The 14,220-nt window shown below is 72.2% G+C and carries 11 protein-coding genes; 2 read left to right on the forward strand and 9 right to left on the reverse strand.

Annotation, left to right across the window (positions count from 1 at the left end):
- Window positions 1-2: 2 nt before the first annotated feature.
- The 3 genes from DEJ43_RS13480 to DEJ43_RS13490 form a co-directional block, all read right to left on the reverse strand.
- Window positions 3-1,307: an extracellular solute-binding protein gene (locus DEJ43_RS13480; RefSeq protein ID WP_015033917.1), complete on the reverse strand. Its 1,305-nt coding sequence runs from the start codon at window positions 1,305-1,307 to the stop codon at window positions 3-5.
- Window positions 1,308-1,492: 185 nt separating this feature from the next.
- Complete coding sequence (locus DEJ43_RS13485) at window positions 1,493-1,780, reverse strand: DUF3039 domain-containing protein (protein WP_015033918.1); 288 nt, start codon at window positions 1,778-1,780, stop codon at window positions 1,493-1,495.
- A 28-nt stretch (window positions 1,781-1,808) separates the two neighbouring features.
- Window positions 1,809-2,369 carry a YqgE/AlgH family protein gene (locus DEJ43_RS13490; RefSeq protein WP_041662438.1) on the reverse strand — a complete coding sequence of 187 codons (561 nt, stop codon included), beginning with the start codon at window positions 2,367-2,369 and terminating at the stop codon, window positions 1,809-1,811.
- 343 nt (window positions 2,370-2,712) lie between these two features.
- Here DEJ43_RS13490 and murA point away from each other — a divergent pair, with 343 nt between their 5' ends.
- Complete coding sequence (gene murA / locus DEJ43_RS13495) at window positions 2,713-4,059, forward strand: UDP-N-acetylglucosamine 1-carboxyvinyltransferase (protein WP_015033920.1); 1,347 nt, start codon at window positions 2,713-2,715, stop codon at window positions 4,057-4,059.
- 95 nt (window positions 4,060-4,154) lie between these two features.
- On the opposite strand, the gene DEJ43_RS13500 is transcribed toward murA, so the two are convergent.
- The 6 genes from DEJ43_RS13500 to DEJ43_RS13525 all read right to left on the reverse strand — a co-directional run bounded on the left by DEJ43_RS13500 (window position 4,155) and on the right by DEJ43_RS13525 (window position 12,873).
- Window positions 4,155-4,436 (reverse strand): HU family DNA-binding protein, encoded by a 282-nt coding sequence (locus tag DEJ43_RS13500; protein ID WP_015033921.1) that lies wholly within the window; start codon window positions 4,434-4,436, stop codon window positions 4,155-4,157.
- Between the two features lie 312 nt (window positions 4,437-4,748).
- Entirely contained in the window at window positions 4,749-6,179 is a 1,431-nt protein-coding gene (locus tag DEJ43_RS13505; protein WP_015033922.1) for an NAD-dependent malic enzyme, read from the reverse strand.
- A 441-nt stretch (window positions 6,180-6,620) separates the two neighbouring features.
- Complete coding sequence (locus DEJ43_RS13510) at window positions 6,621-8,960, reverse strand: HelD family protein (RefSeq protein WP_015033923.1); 2,340 nt, start codon at window positions 8,958-8,960, stop codon at window positions 6,621-6,623.
- Window positions 8,961-9,074: 114 nt separating this feature from the next.
- The gene (locus DEJ43_RS13515) at window positions 9,075-10,223 is read right to left on the reverse strand and encodes a uroporphyrinogen-III synthase (RefSeq protein WP_041662440.1); all 1,149 of its coding nucleotides are present in this window, start codon (window positions 10,221-10,223) and stop codon (window positions 9,075-9,077) included.
- An 84-nt stretch (window positions 10,224-10,307) separates the two neighbouring features.
- Window positions 10,308-11,666, reverse strand: coding sequence for a nitrate/nitrite transporter (locus DEJ43_RS13520; protein WP_015033925.1), 1,359 nt, complete (start codon window positions 11,664-11,666; stop codon window positions 10,308-10,310).
- A 202-nt stretch (window positions 11,667-11,868) separates the two neighbouring features.
- A complete protein-coding gene (locus DEJ43_RS13525; RefSeq protein ID WP_015033926.1) occupies window positions 11,869-12,873 on the reverse strand; it encodes a LysR family transcriptional regulator in 1,005 nt (334 codons plus the stop codon).
- 47 nt (window positions 12,874-12,920) lie between these two features.
- Here DEJ43_RS13525 and DEJ43_RS13530 point away from each other — a divergent pair, with 47 nt between their 5' ends.
- Entirely contained in the window at window positions 12,921-14,183 is a 1,263-nt protein-coding gene (locus DEJ43_RS13530; protein ID WP_233447951.1) for an MFS transporter, read from the forward strand.
- Window positions 14,184-14,220 lie beyond the last annotated feature (37 nt).

A 14,220-nucleotide genomic window follows, 5' to 3' on the forward strand; every position in this document is an offset into this window, starting at 1 on the left:
GCTCAGCCCGCCGGGGCGAAGACGGCGTCCATCTTCTTCGCGGCGTCGTCGGCCGCCGTCTTGACGTCCTTCCGGCCGCTGACGACCTCCTGGAACATCGTGGGCAGGACGAGGGAGGCGTCGATCTGGCCCCAGCCGGGGGACGCCGGGACGAACTTGGCGCCCGCGCCGAGGGTGTCGATGAAGGGCTTCACGAAGGGCTGGCGCCGGGCGGCCGCGGTCCGGACGTCGGTGTACGTGGGGAGGAAGCCCATCGCGTCGAAGAGCCTGCCCTGGGTCTCCTTGCCGGTGAGGGACTTGAGGAGGTCGACGGCGAGGCTGCGGTGCGAGGTGCTCTTGAGGACGCCGATGTTGTTGCCGCCGGCGAAGGCGGGGGCGATGGAGCCGGGGGTGGTGCCGGGCAGCGGGACGACGGCGTACTTGCCCTTGACGGTGCCGGCTTCGACGGCGGCGTGGCTGAAGTCGCCGCCGATGGCCATGGCGGCCTTGCCGGAGGCGAAGGCGGTGACGGTGGCGTTGCCGCCCATCTGGGCGCACTTGGCGGCGGGGCAGTTGTCGTCGCCGAAGAGCGAGGTGTAGGTGCTGATGCCGGTGCGGGCGGCCTCGCTGTTGACGGCGGCTTTGTACGTGTCGCCGTTCGCGGTGGCGAGTTCGCCGCCGGCCGCCCAGACGAAGGGCATGGCGCCGTAGGTGTAGGCGCCGCCGACGGCTATGCCGTACAGCTCGGGCCTGGCCTTGCGGATCTTCTTGGCGGTGGAGACGAGTACGGCCTGGCTCTTGGGGGCGGTGAGGCCGAGTTCCTTGAAGACGTCGGTGCGGTAGTAGAGGGCGCGGACGCCGACGAAGAGGGGGGCGCCGTAGACCTTGCCGCCGACGGTGACGGACTGCTTGGCGGTGGGGTCGGTGTCCTTGGCCTCGTCCCAGGCGGCGAACTCGGCGCTGATGTCGGCGAGTCCGCCGTCCTTGACGTATCCGGCGGTGTCGGTGTTGCCGTACTCGATGAGGTCGGGCGCCGACTTGGGGTCGTTGAAGGCGGCCTTGACGCGCTGGGCGCGGGTTTCGACGGGGATGTACTCGACCTCGACCTCGGCGCCCTGGTGCTGCTTCTCGAAGGCGGCGACGGCCTGGTCGACGACCTGTTCCTTGGGCTTGTTGCCGACTTCCTGGAAGAGCCAGACGCGCAGGGTGCCGGTCTTCTCGTCGGTGGTGGCCTTGCCGTCGGAGGTCTGGGGTGCGCAGGCGGTGGCGGTCAGGCCGGCCAGCAGGAGTGCGGCGGCCGGGGCGGTGACGCGGGCAGGAAGTTTCATGGCGTTCCCCTCCAAGTGCGTGCGTTGCAGCATGTGCAACGACCGTTTCGCGCTGCACAACACGCGTGAGGTTAGGCGCGTCTCCGCCGACCAGACAAGAGGTCTCGACCACTCAGACGCGAAACGGCCCCCGTCACACGTACCGAAGTACGCGTGACGGGGGCCGTCCCGGCGTCAGGACCGGACTACTTGTCCTTGCCGCCCTTGTCCTTGTCGCCACCGCCGGCGCCCATGGAGTCGTAGATCTCCTTGCACATCGGACAGACCGGGTACTTCTTGGGGTCGCGCCCCGGCACCCAGACCTTTCCGCACAGCGCCACGACGGGCGTGCCGTCCAGGGCGCTCGCCATGATCTTGTCCTTCTGGACGTAATGGGCGTAGCGCTCGTGGTCGCCGTCACCGTGGGACACCTGCGGCGTCGGCTCGACGAGGGTTCCCGTACCTGCCCCGCGCTCGGGCTCGAGAGTGCTCATAACCGCCAAGGGTACTGAACCCGGGACCTCAGTTCAGGGACGGGTCGTCCGGGTACGTCGCGATCATCGCCAGCTCGCCGCGCTGCCGGCGGAGCACCTGGCGCCAGAGCGTCTCGGGGCGCGGCGAGGAGACGTCGCCGGGCTCCGACTCCACGACGTACCAGGCGCCGTCACCGAGCTCGGACTCCAGCTGGCCGGGGCCCCAGCCGGCGTACCCGGCGAAGATCCGCAGCGAACCGAGGGCGGGTCCGAGCAGCTCGGGCGGGGTCTCCAGATCGACCAGGCCGATCGCCCCGTACACCCTGCGCCAGCCGAGCGGGCCCTCGTCGCCGGGGATCACGGCGACGCCGAGCGCCGCGTCGAGCGAGACGGGGCCGCCCTGGAAGACGACGTCGGGTTCGCCGGCGAGTCCGGCCCAGGGGGCGAGGATGTCGCCGACGGTCACCGGCGTCGGCCGGTTCAGGACCACGCCGAGCGAGCCCTCGTCGTCGTGGTCGAGCAGCAGCACCACCGCGCGGTCGAAATTCGGGTCCGCGAGGGCGGGCGTCGCGACGAGCAGCCGTCCTGTGAGCGAGGACACCTCGGTCATGCGACACATGATCCCGCATCTTCGGCGTTCGTGGGGGCCGTCGGCGGCCCGGCGGGGCGTGATGGCGGGAAGTCGCCGACCGCCGCGGAGCGGATCGCCGTCCTTCGCAGATCAGCTCGGTGACCCTCACGGATCGGCGGGTCGGGGCGCCGTGGCCGGGAGGGGCCGGTCGGCCGTCCCGGCCGCCGAAGCGGACGGTGACGCTCCGCAAGATCTCGGGAACAGAGGGTGTTGTGCCGAATTCATTACATCTGACAGGCCCCCCGGAGCCGCCAAGAGAGGTCTCATGGCCCCTTACCCTTTTCACTGGCCACCCGACCGACGACTCCGGAACGCGAGATTCATGACCGGCACAGACAGCCATGATGTACTGCTCGTCCATGGCGGAACCCCGCTGGAGGGCGAGATCCGCGTCCGCGGCGCGAAGAACCTCGTGCCCAAGGCGATGGTCGCCGCCCTGCTCGGCAGCGGACCGAGCCGCCTGCGCAACGTGCCCGACATCCGTGACGTCCGCGTCGTCCGCGGGCTGCTCCAGCTGCACGGAGTGACGGTCCGCCCGGGCGAGGAGCCCGGCGAGCTCGTCCTCGACCCGACGCACGTCGAGTCCGCCAACGTGGCTGACATCGATGCCCACGCCGGTTCGTCGCGCATCCCGATCCTCTTCTGCGGCCCGCTGCTGCACCGCCTCGGCCACGCCTTCATCCCGGGCCTGGGCGGCTGCGACATCGGCGGCCGGCCCATCGACTTCCACTTCGACGTGCTGCGCCAGTTCGGCGCCACCATCGAGAAGCGGGCGGACGGGCAGTACCTGGAGGCCCCGCAGCGGCTCCGCGGCTGCAAGATCCGGCTGCCGTACCCCTCCGTCGGCTCGACCGAGCAGGTGCTGCTCACGGCGGTGCTCGCCGAGGGCGTCACCGAGCTGTCGAACGCCGCCGTGGAGCCCGAGATCGAGGACCTCATCTGCGTGCTGCAGAAGATGGGCGCGATCATCTCCATGGACACCGACCGGACCATCCGGATCACCGGTGTCGACAAGCTCGACGGCTACACCCACCGGGCGCTCCCGGACCGCCTGGAGGCGGCCTCCTGGGCGTCCGCGGCGCTGGCGACCGAGGGCAACATCTACGTGCGCGGCGCCCAGCAGCGCTCGATGATGACCTTCCTCAACACGTACCGGAAGGTCGGCGGCGCCTTCGAGATCGACGACGAGGGCATCCGCTTCTGGCACCCGGGCGGCTCGCTCAACGCGATCCACCTGGAGACGGACGTGCACCCCGGCTTCCAGACGGACTGGCAGCAGCCGCTGGTGGTGGCCCTGACGCAGGCCGCCGGCCTCTCCATCGTCCACGAGACGGTGTACGAGTCCCGGCTCGGCTTCACCTCCGCGCTCAACCAGATGGGCGCCCACATCCAGCTGTACCGCGAGTGCCTCGGCGGCTCCGACTGCCGCTTCGGCCAGCGGAACTTCCTGCACTCGGCGGTCGTGTCCGGCCCGACGAAGCTGCAGGGCGCCGACCTGGTCATCCCCGACCTGCGCGGCGGCTTCTCGTACCTGATCGCGGCGCTCGCGGCCCAGGGCACCTCCCGGGTGCACGGCATCGAGCTGATCAACCGCGGCTACGAGAACTTCATGGAGAAGCTCGTCGAGCTCGGCGCCAAGGTCGAGCTCCCCGGCAGCGCGCTGGTCTGAGGCGTGTGCGGGCCCTGAGGGGCCCGCACACGGCCATACGAAAGGGCGGCCACCCCCTGACAGGGTGGCCGCCCTTTCGTCGCCTCTAGGCTGCCTTACTTGCCCTTGGCGGCTTCCTTGAGCTTCGAGCCCGCGGAGACCTTCACGCTGTAGCCGGCCGGGATGTCGATCGGGTCGCCGGTCTGCGGGTTACGAGCGGTGCGAGCGGCACGGTGGGTGCGCTCGAAGGTCAGGAAGCCGGGGATGGTGACCTTCTCGTCGCCCTTGGCGACGACCTCACCGACGGTCTCGGCGAGAGCGGCCAGCACGGCGTCGGCGTCCTTGCGGGTCACCTCGGCGCGGTCGGCCAGGGCGGCCACCAGCTCACTGCGGTTCATGTTGTTACTCCCGTGTTCTTCTTGCCTGTGAGGCGTGCCACGCGGCGGAAGCCGCGTGATTGGGTACAGCGAAGCCGATGCTGCCAGGGCCTTCGGACAGTCCCCGGACCCGGGTCTAATGACAGACCCTCGCGCCCAAACACGCATCCTGCCCCCACCAGCGGCGGGAACGCCAATCCGGCACCCCCTGGGGTCACACGAAAAGCGCCGGAGCCCCGTGGTGGTGACGTGTCGTCGACTCCGCGAAAACCACGCGGAGCCGAAAAGCAACCCTAAAGGCGGGTTTACGCCTCCGCGAATCGCGACGCGCCGTCAGCGCCCGGTGGGCGCCTGGCCGCCGGCCGCCGCCTTGGCCGCGTTGCGCACGGCTCCGGCGACCGCGCCCGCGACCTTGTCGTTGAAGACCGACGGGATGATGTAGTTCGGGTTCAGCTCGTCCTCGGAGACGACGCCGGCGAGGGCCGTGGCGGCCGCCAGCATCATCTCCGTGTTGACCGTACGGGACTGGGCGTCCAGGAGGCCGCGGAAGACACCCGGGAAGACCAGCACGTTGTTGATCTGGTTCGGGAAGTCCGAGCGGCCGGTGGCGACGACGGCGGCCGTCTGGCGGGCGGCGGCCGGGTCGACCTCCGGGTCGGGGTTCGCGAGCGCGAACACGATCGCGTCGTCCGCCATCGCGGCGACGTCCTCCGCGCCGAGCAGGTTCGGGGCCGAGACGCCGATGAAGACGTCCGCGCCGACCACGGCCTGCTTGAGGGTGCCGGTGACGCCCTCGGGGTTGGTGTTGTCGGCGATCCAGCGCAGCGGCGAGTCGGCCGGGGCGGCCACCAGGTCCTCACGGCCGGCGTGCACGACGCCGTGGATGTCGGCGACGACGGCGTGCTTGACGCCCGCGGCCAGCAGGAGCTTCAGGATGGCCGTACCGGCGGCGCCCGCACCGGACATGACGACCCGTACGTCGCCGATGCCCTTGTTGACCACGCGGAGCGCGTTGGTCAGGGCGGCGAGGACGACGATGGCGGTGCCGTGCTGGTCGTCGTGGAAGACCGGGATGTCGAGGGCCTCGCGGAGCCGGGCCTCGATCTCGAAGCAGCGGGGCGCGGAGATGTCCTCCAGGTTGATGCCCGCGAAGCCGGGGGCGATCGCCTTGACGATCGCGACGATCTCGTCGGTGTCCTGGGTGTCGAGGCAGATCGGCCAGGCGTCGATGTCGGCGAAGCGCTTGAATAGGGCCGCCTTGCCCTCCATGACGGGCATCGCGGCCATCGGGCCGATGTTGCCGAGGCCGAGGACGGCGGAGCCGTCGGTGACGACCGCGACGGTGTTGCGCTTGATGGTGAGGCGGCGGGCGTCCTCGGGGTTCTCGGCGATCGCCATGCACACGCGGGCGACGCCCGGGGTGTAGATCATGGAGAGGTCGTCACGGTTGCGGATGGGGTGCTTGGACGCCATCTCGATCTTGCCGCCGAGGTGCATCAGGAACGTACGGTCGGAGACCTTGCCGAGGACGACGCCCTCGATGGTGCGCAGCTGGGCGACGATCTCGTCGGCGTGCGCGGTGGAGGTCGCGGCGATGGTGACGTCGATGCGGAGCTTCTCGTGGCCGGAGGCGGTCACGTCGAGGCCGGTGACGGATCCGCCGTGGGACTCCACCGCCGTGGTGAGCTGGGAGACCGCGGTTCCGCTCGCGGGAACCTCCAGCCGGACCGTCATCGAGTACGAGACGCTGGGCGCCGTTGCCATGGCCGAGTTCCTCTGCTTTCCCTGAGCTTCGTTGCTACGCCGCCCCGGCTGGTTGCCCGGCGGCGCCCTCCGATGGTCGCACCTACCTGCCGGTAGCAGGTAATGCGGTCATTTTGTTTTCGGAAAGTAGTTTCCACCATACGAGAACCTCTGGGGAAACAGAAGAGGTCCCCGTCACCAGCGGTGACGGGGACCTCAACTTCGTACGTACATCTAAGTGGCACCGACCCGCCATGCTCGCCTCGCGGCAAGTGGTCCCTCTGAGGGACGAAGGTTGGGCCCGGGGGCTTGGATCGAGCCGGTGCCACGACAAGGCTAACAAACCACCCTGCGTGGTGATTCCAGCGCCACAGGTTGACCTGAAATCAGCCCTCGCCCGGCAGCCCGGGTCAGCCCAGTCAGGCCGTGGTCCAGCCGCGGCCAGACCACGGCCAGGCCCGGTCAGTCCCGCAGCAGGTCCGGAACCCCCGCGTCGTCCGGCATGTCCGCCGCCGCCGCGACCACCGTGAGCTGCTGCGTCGCCCGGGTCAGGGCCACGTACAGCACCCGCAGGCCGGCCGGGGACTCGTCCGCGATCTCCGCGGGCGAGACGACGACCGTGGCGTCGTACTCCAGACCCTTCGCCTCAAGGGAGCCGAGCGCCACCACCCGGTCGCCCAGCTCGGCGAGCCAGCGGGCGGCCTCCTGGCGCCGGTTCATCGCGACGACGACGCCCACCGTGCCCTCGACCCGCTCCAGGAGCAGCCGCGCCTCGGACCGAACGGTTTCGGCCAGATCCGGCTTGCCTTCGGTCTCCTCCACCGGCACGAAACGGGGCTCCACGCCCGTGGACCGGACCGCACGCGGCGACTCCTTGCCGGGCATCGCCAGGGTGAGCACCTTGGCGGCGAGCTCGGCGATCTCCGCCGGGTTCCGGTAGTTCACGGTCAGCTCGAAGCGGCGCCGCGGCCGGGAGCCGAGCGCCTCGTCACGGGCCTCGGCCGCCTCGTCCGGGTCCGACCAGGAGGACTGCGCCGGGTCGCCGACCACCGTCCAGGTGGCGTGCCGGCCGCGCCGGCCCACCATCCGCCACTGCATGGGCGTGAGGTCCTGCGCCTCGTCGACGATCACGTGCGCGTACTCGGTGCGCTCGGCGGCGAGCCGCTCGGCCCGTTCCCGCTGGGTCTCCTCCCGTACGGGCATGAGCTCCTCCAGACCCGTGAGCTGGTCCAGCGGGTCGTACTCCCGGCGCTTCTTCGGCCTGGCCGGGGCGCCCAGCAGGGTGTGCAGCTCGTCGAGGAGGGCCACGTCGTGCACGGACAGCTCCCGGCGCCGCAGCGACCGGGCCAGCCGCCGCACCTCGCCCGGGTTCAGGATGCGGCGGGCCCAGCGGCCGAGCCGCCGCTCGTCGGCCATGGCGTCGAGGACCTGCCGGGGGGTGAGCTCGGGCCACCAGGCGTCGAGGAACCCCAGGAACGCGTCCTCCGTCGACACGTCCTCGTCGAAGGAGGACCGCAGTTCGGCGGCGAGCTCGGGGTCGCTGTGCCGGCCGGCCGCGCCCGACTTGGCGTACAGCGCGTCGAGGAGCAGCCGGCGGGCGCGCGGGCGCAGCAGGTTGACGGGGGCGGTGCCGCCGAGGACGCTGTGCCGGATGCGGCGCAGGTCGTCGGCCTCCAGCTCCAGACGGCGGCCGAAGGCGACCACGCGGAGCCGGGTGGGAGTGCCGGCCGGGGCCGGCGCGTCCTCCTCGCCCAGCTCGGGCTGGACCTTGGGCGCCGGGGTCTCCAGGGCTCCGCGGGCGGCCTTGCGGAGCACGTGGAGCATCCGGGAGGAACCCTTGATCCGGGCGACGGCCGGATCGTCGTACGCGGTGGCCTCGGCCCCGTCGACGAGACTGCCGACGGCGCGGATGGCGACCTGCCCCTCCTCCCCCAGGGAGGGCAGCACCCCCTCGGTGTAGGAGACGAGGAGCGGCGTCGGGGAGACGATCAGGATGCCGCCCGCGTACCGCCGCCGGTCCTGGTAGAGCAGGTAGGCGGCCCGGTGCAGGGCGACGGCCGTCTTCCCGGTGCCGGGCCCGCCCTCGACGTATGTCACGGAGGCGGCGGGCGCCCGGATGACCAGGTCCTGCTCGGCCTGGATGGAGGACACGATGTCCCGCATGGTGTGGCTGCGGGCCTGTCCGAGGGCGGCCATCAGCGCGCCGTCGCCGATGACGGGCAGCTCGCGCCCGCCGAGGGTGGCCCGCAGCTCGGGGCGCATCAGGTCGTCCTCGACGCCGAGGACCTGGCGGCCCTTGGAACGGATGACCCTGCGCCGTACGACCCGGCCGGGGTCGACCGGCGTGGACCGGTAGAAGGGCGCGGCGGCGGGGGCGCGCCAGTCGATGACCAGCGGCGCGTAGTCGGAGTCCAGGACGCCGATCCGGCCGATGTGGAGGGTCTCGCCGATCTCGGCGGTGTTGTCCGGCCGTACGGCGTGCTCGGCGGGCTCGACGGAGGTGTAGGCGCCGTCGGGCCCCTTCTTGCCGTCCTTCCCCTCCAGCAGGTCGATCCGGCCGAAGAGGAAGTCCTCGAACTCGTTGTTGAGCCGGTTGAGGTGGATGCCGGCCCGGAAGACCTGCGCGTCGCGCTCGGCGAGAGCGCCGGGCGTGCCGACCTGGCCGCGCTGGGCGGCGTCGTTCATCAGGAACTCCGCCTCGTGGATCTTCTCCTCCAGTCGGCGGTAGACGTGATCGAGATGCTCCTGCTCGACACCGATCTCACGGTCTCTGACCGTGTCCACGGCTTCCTGCGCGGCCACCTAAGGCCCCCTTCTGACGTGCACTGGGCAGCCGTCGAGCGTACGCCACCGGACACCGCCGTGTCAGGCGGGTCACGCACGCGGGGGCCGTACGGAGGGGGCGGGCGGCCGGGGTCACCCGTCGTAGGTGGTGTCCGGCGTCGCGTCGAGGGACAGGCGGTAGCCGCGCTTCACCACCGTCTGGATCAGCTTCGGCGTGCCGAGCGCCGAGCGGAGCCGGGCCATCGCCGTCTCCACCGCGTGCTCGTCCCGTCCGGCTCCCGGCAGCGCGCGCAGCAGGTCCGCGCGGGAGACCACCCAGCCGGGGCGGCGGGCGAGGAGGCCGAGGAGGGCCATTCCGGCGGGCGGGACGGGCCGCAGGACGCCGTCGACGAGTACGGCGTGGCCGCGGACCTCGACCCGGTGCCCGGCCACGGGCAGGACCCGGGACCGTGCGGGCAGCTCCGTGCACAGGAGCTGGACGAGCGGCCCGAGCCGGAACCGTTCGGGGGCGCGGGTGTCGATGCCCTCGGCCTGGAGCGGCAGCGCCGTCACGGGCCCGACGCACACCGAGAGCACGTCGTGCCGGAGTGCGGCGACGAGCCGGTCCCGTACGCCCTTCTCCGCGGCCCGGGCGAACAGCGAGGCGGCGGCGGGGGCGCTGGTGAAGGTGACGGCGTCGAGCCCGCCGGAGAGGATCGCGTCGAGGAGCCGGTCGAGGGGGCCGGTGTCCTCGGGCGGCATCCAGCGGTAGACGGGGACGCCGACGACCTCGGCGCCACCGGCGGTGAGCGCCTCGACGAAGCCGGGCAGCGGCTCGCCGTGCAGCTGGAGCGCGATCCGGCGCCCGTCGACGCCTTCGGCGAGGAGCCGGTCGAGGACCTCGGCCATGGACTCGGAGCCGGGTGACCAGGACTCGGTGAGTCCGGCGGCCCGTACGGCGCCCTTGACCTTGGGTCCCCGGGCGAGGAGTTCGACGTCCCGCAGGACGGCGAGCAGGTCCTCCCCGTACCCCCAGCCCTCCGCCGCCTCGACCCAGCCCCGGAAGCCGATCGCCGTGGTGGCGACGACGACGTCCGGGGCGTGGGCGATGAGTTCCTTGGTGGCGGCGAGGAGTTCGGTGTCGTCCGCGAGGGGCACGATCCGCAGGGCGGGGCCGTGGACGACGGCCGCGCCGCGCCGGCGCAGCAGCGCGATGAGTTCGTCCGCGCGCCGCGCCGCGGTGACGCCGACCGTGAAGCCGGCGAGGGGGCCGGCGGGGCCGTGTTCTTGCTGCTCGTCCATGAGGTCAGAGCCTGACGGTGACGCGTGACGGTCTCGGTTCGCCCGTATTTCCTGATCGTTACGGTCCGCGCCGGGCATCGGACGTCACACCTTCGCGTAGCCGGGCCGGGGCTCCGGCTCGGTGACGGCCCGGGCGTTCGACGGTACGGCGGCCGGGCCCCGAAGGTATACCGCCCAGGTGACCAGCATGCAGGCCGCGTAGAAGACGAGGAAGGCGACGAAGGCGGCCGTGCCGCTGCCGGAGGTCTGGAAGGACTGCCGGAAGGCGAGGTTGATGCCGAGGCCGCCGATCGCGCCGACCGCTCCGATGAGCCCCATGGCGGCGCCGGAGAGCCGCCGTCCGTACGCCTCCGCGGTGTCTCCTGCGAGGCCCTTGCGGTGCCCCTGGGCGAGGAAGATCGCGGGGATCATCTTGTACGTGGAGCCGTTGCCGAGGCCGCTGAGGACGAAGAGTCCGATGAAGCCGACGAGGAAGACGGCGAGGGACTCGATCACGGACGCGTAGATGACGACGCCGGTCGCGAGGGCCATCGCGGCGAACGTGCCCAGGGTGATGCGGGCGCCGCCGTGCCGGTCGGCGAGGGAGCCGCCGACGGGCCGGATGAGGGAGCCGAGCAGCGGGCCGATGAAGGTGAGGGAGGCGGCCTGGAGGGGGGTGCGGCCGAACTGGGTCTGGAGGACGAGTCCGAAGGCGAAGCTGTAGCCGATGAAGGAGCCGAAGGTGCCGATGTAGAGGAAGGCCATGATCCAGGTGTGGCGGGCCTTCACGGCCTCCTTCGCGGCGCCGGTGTCGTTCCTGACGGGGGCGAGGTTGTCCATGAAGAGGGCGGCGCAGAGGGCGGCGACGACGACGAGCGGCAGGTAGACGCCGAGCACGATCCGGGGGTGCATGGCGCCGGCGGTGCCGATGACGAGGAGGCCGACGAGCTGGACGACGGGGACGCCGATGTTGCCGCCGCCGGCGTTGAGTCCGAGCGCCCAGCCCTTCTTCCGGAGCGGGAAGAAGGCGTTGATGTTGGTCATGGAGGAGGCGAAGTTGCCGCCGCCGACGCCGGTGAGCGCGGCCACCAGGACGAGGGTGGTGTACGAGGTCCCCGGCTCCATGACCGCGAAGGCGAGGCCGATGGGCAGCAGGAGCAGCAGGGCGCTGAAGACCGTCCAGTTACGGCCGCCGAAGCGGGCGACGGCGAAGGTGTACGGGACGCGGATCAGCGCGCCGACGAAGGTCGCGGTCGCGATCAGGAAGAACTTGCCGGCCGGGTCGACGCCGTACTGCGGGCCCATGAAGAGGACCATGACGGACCACAGGCTCCAGACGGAGAAGCCGATGTGCTCGGAGATGACGGAGAAGAGCAGGTTCCGCCGTGCGATCCGTTCCCCTTTCTCGCGCCAGAAGGTCTCGTCCTCCGGCTCCCACTGTTCGATCCACCGGCCGCCGCCCATGTCGTACCTCCGCGGGTGTCGGGTCCTGGGGCGTCCACAGCCCCGGTCCACCTGTCCCCCGACGCTAGGGAGGCCGCGTTTCGGCCCGGTGCCGTGAGGTGACGGGGACGGAACCTTGCTCTCACCCGGAGCGCGACGCTCCTGTGAGCGCACGGGGCTCACGCCCCCGGCGGCGCCCGCTCACAACCCCGACAGCGCCCGCTCACGCCCCCGGCAGCCCCGGTTCCCCCTCCGGCAGCCAGGAGCCGGGCGGCCGGGTGTGCCAGCCCTCCCGCGCCCCGATCTCGGCGGCGGCGGCCCGCAGCGCGTCAAGGCCCGGGTGACGCAGCCCCTTGCGCCACACCAGGCTCACGGGTGACAGGGGTACGGGGTCGACGAGCGGCCGGAGCACACAGCCCGGCATGGCCGGGAAGTCGACGACGGCGAGGACGGGGGTGCGGTGCTTGGCCATGATCCGGCCGAACTCCTCCTTGCCGACCGCGAGCGGCGCGGGCGGGGCGATCGCGATGCCGCGGCCGGCGAAGAGCCGGGCCGCGAGGTCGGTCCACTCGGGCGTGCGGTCGTTGCCCGCGCCCGCGTAGACCCGTTCCCCGGCGAGCCGGTCGAGGGGCACCTCGGGCAGGCCGGCGAGCGGGTGGTCCTCGGGGAGGATCACGGCCATCCGCTCGTACCGCACGAACTGGGTGCCGAGCCGCGCCCGGAGCGCCGGGTCGAGTCCGCCGTACCGGCCGAAGGAGGTGTCGATCCGGCCGGCGAGGATCTCCCGTACGGCGCCGGTGAGTCCGCTCTCGTAGCGGGCCATCAGCTCCTGGTCGGGGGCGAGTTCACGGGCCCGGACGAGGACCTCCTCGGGGGCGAGGCCGGGGCTGTTGAGGTCGACGAGGAGCGGCCGGGGCGCGCCGCGGAAGGCCTCGGTCAGCTCCTCGTGGGCGGCAAGCACCCGCCGCGCGTACGGGAGAAGGCGTTCGGCGTCGGGGGTGAGGGAGACCTGCCGGGTGGTCCGTACGAAGAGTTCGGCGCCCAGCTCGCGTTCGAGGCGGCGGATGTCGCGGCTGAGGGCCTGCTGGGCGACGTACAGCCGGGCGGCGGCGCGGGTGAAGTGCAGCTCGTCGGCGACGGCGGTGAAGGCGCGGAGCAGGCGGGGGTCGACGTCACGGGAGGCGGTGGACACCGCCGCATTCAACAACACAGGTGCGTGAATGGCCACCGAACAGGTGTTGGACCGCCGCGGGCCCCGCCCTCGAACCTGGTGCCATGCCTCACCCGGACCTCACCCTCACCCCGGCGGGCCCGGCCCTCGCCCCCCGGTACCGCGACCCGCGCGCCCCCGTCCCCGCTCCCGCTCCCGCTCCCGCTCCCCGCAACCCCTACCTCCGCCTCTTCTCCGTCCCCGGCGCCCGCGGCTTCACGGCCGGGAACCTGATCGCACGGCTGCCCATGGGCATGTTCGGCGTCAGCGCCGTGATCATGATCGCGGCGGCCTACGACTCGTACGCCCTCGCCGGGGGCGTGACCGCCACCGGCATGGCCGCCGGCGCCCTCACCGCTCCCTGGATCGCCCGGCTCGTCGACCGGTACGGCCAGGCGAGGATCGCCGTCCCCGCCACCGCGTACGCCGTCCTCGGCCACCTCGTCACGGCGCTGTGCGTCCATCAGAAGGCGCCCGTCTGGGCGCTGTTCGCCACCGCCGCGCTCACCGCCACCTCCCCCAACACCGGCGGCATGTCCCGGGCCCGCTGGGCCCACCTCCTCAAGGGCGACCGGGACGCCCTGCACACCGCCAACGCCTTCGAGCAGGCCACCGACGAGCTCTGCTTCATGCTCGGCCCGGTCGTCGCCGCGGTGCTCTGCTCGGCCCTCTTCCCCGAGGCGGGCACCCTCGCCGGCGCCGCCCTCTTCCTCGGCGGCGTGCTGGTCTTCGCCGCCCAGCGCTCGACCGAACCGCCGGTCGAGCCGCGCACCGGCGCGGGCTCCCCGCTGCGGATCCCCGGCGTGGCCCCGCTGCTCGCGGTCTTCCTCGCCACCGGCGCGGTCTTCGGCTCCCTCGAGGTGGTCACCCTGGCGTACGTGGACGGTCCGGCCGCCGGACCGGTGCTGGCCCTCCAGGCGGCCGGCTCCTGCGCTGCGGGCCTCCTCTACGGCCATGCCCGGCGCACGGTCCGGCTCCGCACCTGTCTGGCCGCGATGACGGTCCTGATGACGCTGCCGCTGCTCACCGCCTCGACGGGCTCGCTGCTCGCCCTCGCGGGCGGGCTCCTCGTGGCGGGCATGGCGACGGCCCCGACGATGGTGACGGGGATGGCCCTGGTGCAGCGGCTGACTCCGGCGTCCCAGCTCAACGAGGGGATGACCCTGGCCGTGACCGCCCTCCTCGGCGGCATCGCGGCCGGCTCGGCCACCGGCGGCTGGGCCGCCGACCACGCCCCCTTCGCCGCCTTCGGCTTCCTCGTCCCGGCCGCCGCGGCGGCCCTGGCACTGACCCTCTGCGCGACGAACCGGGTGGGCGGCCGGGCATGACGAAGGCCCGGCAGTCCAGTGACTGCCGGGCCTTCGC

Source organism: Streptomyces venezuelae ATCC 10712, assembly GCF_008639165.1.
GTDB lineage: Bacteria > Actinomycetota > Actinomycetes > Streptomycetales > Streptomycetaceae > Streptomyces > Streptomyces venezuelae.